Annotated in this window: 1 tRNA gene and 2 rRNA genes; all 3 read right to left on the bottom strand. The window is 50.3% G+C overall.

Features of this window, described 5'->3' with window-relative positions:
• A 23S ribosomal RNA gene (locus tag NMM25_RS10450) occupies nucleotides 1-2,883 on the bottom strand; the annotation flags it as partial.
• A gap of 122 nt (nucleotides 2,884-3,005) precedes the next feature.
• Nucleotides 3,006-3,078: transfer RNA gene (locus NMM25_RS10445), tRNA-Ala, on the bottom strand.
• A gap of 51 nt (nucleotides 3,079-3,129) precedes the next feature.
• Nucleotides 3,130-4,678: ribosomal RNA gene (locus NMM25_RS10440) — 16S ribosomal RNA — on the bottom strand.
• Between the last annotated feature and the right edge of the window lie 47 nt (nucleotides 4,679-4,725).

Genomic DNA, 4,725 nt, shown 5'->3' with positions numbered 1-4,725 from the left:
TTAGTATTAGTCCGCTACATGTGTCGCCACACTTCCACTTCTAACCTATCTACCTGATCATCTCTCAGGGCTCTTACTGATATAAAATCATGGGAAATCTCATCTTGAGGTGGGTTTCACACTTAGATGCTTTCAGCGTTTATCCCTTCCCTACATAGCTACCCAGCGATGCCTTTGGCAAGACAACTGGTACACCAGCGGTAAGTCCACTCTGGTCCTCTCGTACTAGGAGCAGATCCTCTCAAATTTCCTACGCCCGCGACGGATAGGGACCGAACTGTCTCACGACGTTCTGAACCCAGCTCGCGTGCCGCTTTAATGGGCGAACAGCCCAACCCTTGGGACCGACTACAGCCCCAGGATGCGACGAGCCGACATCGAGGTGCCAAACCTCCCCGTCGATGTGAACTCTTGGGGGAGATAAGCCTGTTATCCCCAGGGTAGCTTTTATCCGTTGAGCGATGGCCCTTCCATACGGAACCACCGGATCACTAAGCCCGACTTTCGTCCCTGCTCGAGTTGTAGCTCTCGCAGTCAAGCTCCCTTATACCTTTACACTCTGCGAATGATTTCCAACCATTCTGAGGGAACCTTTGGGCGCCTCCGTTACCTTTTAGGAGGCGACCGCCCCAGTCAAACTGCCCGTCAGACACTGTCTCCGATAGGGATAACCTATCCGGGTTAGAGTGGCCATAACACAAGGGTAGTATCCCAACAACGTCTCCTTCGAAACTGGCGTCCCGATCTCATAGACTCCTACCTATCCTGTACATGTGGTACAGACACTCAATATCAAACTGCAGTAAAGCTCCATGGGGTCTTTCCGTCCTGTCGCGGGTAACCTGCATCTTCACAGGTACTAAAATTTCACCGAGTCTCTCGTTGAGACAGTGCCCAAATCATTACGCCTTTCGTGCGGGTCGGAACTTACCCGACAAGGAATTTCGCTACCTTAGGACCGTTATAGTTACGGCCGCCGTTTACTGGGGCTTCAATTCATACCTTCGGATTACTCCTAAGCACTCCTCTTAACCTTCCAGCACCGGGCAGGCGTCACCCCCTATACATCATCTTACGATTTAGCAGAGAGCTGTGTTTTTGATAAACAGTTGCTTGGGCCTATTCACTGCGGCTGACCTAAAGTCAGCACCCCTTCTCCCGAAGTTACGGGGTCATTTTGCCGAGTTCCTTAACGAGAGTTCTCTCGCTCACCTGAGGCTACTCGCCTCGACTACCTGTGTCGGTTTGCGGTACGGGTAGAGTATGTTTAAACGCTAGAAGCTTTTCTTGGCAGTGTGACGTCACTAACTTCGCTACTAAACTTCGCTCCCCATCACAGCTCAATGTTATAGAACTAAGCATTTGACTCAATTCACACCTCACTGCTTAGACAGACACTTCCAATCGTCTGCTTTAGTTAGCCTACTGCGTCCCTCCATCACTACATACTCTAGTACAGGAATATCAACCTGTTGTCCATCGGATACACCTTTCGGTCTCTCCTTAGGTCCCGACTAACCCAGGGCGGACGAGCCTTCCCCTGGAAACCTTAGTCTTACGGTGGACAGGATTCTCACCTGTCTTTCGCTACTCATACCGGCATTCTCACTTCTATGCGTTCCAGCACTCCTCACGGTATACCTTCATCACACATAGAACGCTCTCCTACCATACCTATAAAGGTATCCACAGCTTCGGTAAATTGTTTTAGCCCCGGTACATTTTCGGCGCAGGGTCACTCGACTAGTGAGCTATTACGCACTCTTTGAATGAATAGCTGCTTCTAAGCTAACATCCTAGTTGTCTGTGCAACCCCACATCCTTTTCCACTTAACAATTATTTTGGGACCTTAGCTGGTGGTCTGGGCTGTTTCCCTTTCGACTACGGATCTTAGCACTCGCAGTCTGACTGCCGACCATAATTCATTGGCATTCGGAGTTTATCTGAGATTGGTAATCCGGGATGGACCCCTCACCCAAACAGTGCTCTACCTCCAAGAATCTTTATGTCGACGCTAGCCCTAAAGCTATTTCGGAGAGAACCAGCTATCTCCAAGTTCGTTTGGAATTTCTCCGCTACCCACAAGTCATCCAAGCACTTTTCAACGTGCCCTGGTTCGGTCCTCCAGTGCGTCTTACCGCACCTTCAACCTGCTCATGGGTAGGTCACATGGTTTCGGGTCTACGACATGATACTAAGGCGCCCTATTCAGACTCGGTTTCCCTGCGGCTCCGTCTCTTCAACTTAACCTCGCATCATATCGTAACTCGCCGGTTCATTCTACAAAAGGCACGCTCTCACCCATTAACGGGCTCGAACTTGTTGTAGGCACACGGTTTCAGGTTCTATTTCACTCCCCTCCCGGGGTGCTTTTCACCTTTCCCTCACGGTACTGGTTCACTATCGGTCACTAGGGAGTATTTAGGGTTGGGAGATGGTCCTCCCAGATTCCGACGGGATTTCTCGTGTCCCGCCGTACTCAGGATACTGCTAGGTACAAAGACTATTTTAAATACGAGGCTATTACTCTCTTTGGCTGATCTTCCCAAATCATTCTTCTATAATCTTTGAGTCCACATTGCAGTCCTACAACCCCGAAGAGTAAACTCTTCGGTTTGCCCTCCTGCCGTTTCGCTCGCCGCTACTAAGGCAATCGCTTTTGCTTTCTCTTCCTGCAGCTACTTAGATGTTTCAGTTCACTGCGTCTTCCTCCTCACATCCTTAACAGATGTGGGTAACAGGTAGTACCTGTTGGGTTCCCCCATTCGGAAATCCCTGGATCATCGCTTACTTACAGCTACCCAAGGCATATCGTCGTTTGTCACGTCCTTCTTCGGCTCCTAGTGCCAAGGCATCCACCGTGCGCCCTTATTAACTTAACCTTATTTTTTGACCTTTCAGTCATAAACTCTTTTAATACTACAGCGTTTCGGTTTATTTTCTTGTTACTATTTGATATAGATATTCAATTTTCAATGTGCATTACTTGGTGATCTCTCACCAATGGAGCCTAGCGGGATCGAACCGCTGACCTCCTGCGTGCAAAGCAGGCGCTCTCCCAGCTGAGCTAAGGCCCCACAAGACCTCTCAAGACTAAACAAGACCAATGTGCAGTTCCTTATCCTTAGAAAGGAGGTGATCCAGCCGCACCTTCCGATACGGCTACCTTGTTACGACTTCACCCCAATCATCTATCCCACCTTAGGCGGCTGGCTCCTAAAAGGTTACCTCACCGACTTCGGGTGTTACAAACTCTCGTGGTGTGACGGGCGGTGTGTACAAGGCCCGGGAACGTATTCACCGCGGCGTGCTGATCCGCGATTACTAGCGATTCCGACTTCATGTAGGCGAGTTGCAGCCTACAATCCGAACTGAGACTGGCTTTAAGAGATTAGCTTGCCGTCACCGGCTTGCGACTCGTTGTACCAGCCATTGTAGCACGTGTGTAGCCCAGGTCATAAGGGGCATGATGATTTGACGTCATCCCCACCTTCCTCCGGTTTATTACCGGCAGTCTCGCTAGAGTGCCCAACTGAATGATGGCAACTAACAATAGGGGTTGCGCTCGTTGCGGGACTTAACCCAACATCTCACGACACGAGCTGACGACAACCATGCACCACCTGTCACCTCTGTCCCGAAGGAAAACTCTATCTCTAGAGCGGTCAGAGGGATGTCAAGACCTGGTAAGGTTCTTCGCGTTGCTTCGAATTAAACCACATGCTCCACCGCTTGTGCGGGCCCCCGTCAATTCCTTTGAGTTTCAACCTTGCGGTCGTACTCCCCAGGCGGAGTGCTTAATGCGTTAGCTGCGGCACTAAACCCCGGAAAGGGTCTAACACCTAGCACTCATCGTTTACGGCGTGGACTACCAGGGTATCTAATCCTGTTTGCTCCCCACGCTTTCGAGCCTCAGCGTCAGTTACAAGCCAGAGAGCCGCTTTCGCCACCGGTGTTCCTCCATATATCTACGCATTTCACCGCTACACATGGAATTCCACTCTCCCCTCTTGCACTCAAGTTAAACAGTTTCCAAAGCGTACTATGGTTAAGCCACAGCCTTTAACTTCAGACTTATCTAACCGCCTGCGCTCGCTTTACGCCCAATAAATCCGGACAACGCTCGGGACCTACGTATTACCGCGGCTGCTGGCACGTAGTTAGCCGTCCCTTTCTGGTAAGATACCGTCACAGTGTGAACTTTCCACTCTCACACTCGTTCTTCTCTTACAACAGAGCTTTACGATCCGAAAACCTTCTTCACTCACGCGGCGTTGCTCGGTCAGACTTCCGTCCATTGCCGAAGATTCCCTACTGCTGCCTCCCGTAGGAGTCTGGGCCGTGTCTCAGTCCCAGTGTGGCCGATCACCCTCTCAGGTCGGCTATGTATCGTTGCCTTGGTGAGCCGTTACCTCACCAACTAGCTAATACAACGCAGGTCCATCTGGTAGTGATGCAATTGCACCTTTTAAGCAAATGTCATGCAACATCTACTCTTATGCGGTATTAGCTATCGTTTCCAATAGTTATCCCCCGCTACCAGGCAGGTTACCTACGCGTTACTCACCCGTTCGCAACTCATCCGCTCGGTGCAAGCACCAAGCTTCAGCGTTCTACTTGCATGTATTAGGCACGCCGCCAGCGTTCGTCCTGAGCCAGGATCAAACTCTCATTAAAAGTTTGAGTTCTCACTCATTTCTGTCACTGACAGATTTATTGTTTTT

The organism is Streptococcus sp. CF10-1, assembly GCF_024295825.1.
In the GTDB taxonomy this organism is placed as follows: domain Bacteria; phylum Bacillota; class Bacilli; order Lactobacillales; family Streptococcaceae; genus Streptococcus.
Note: the sequence above shows the minus strand (reverse complement) of the source record. Positions and strands in the feature narration are given on the sequence as shown.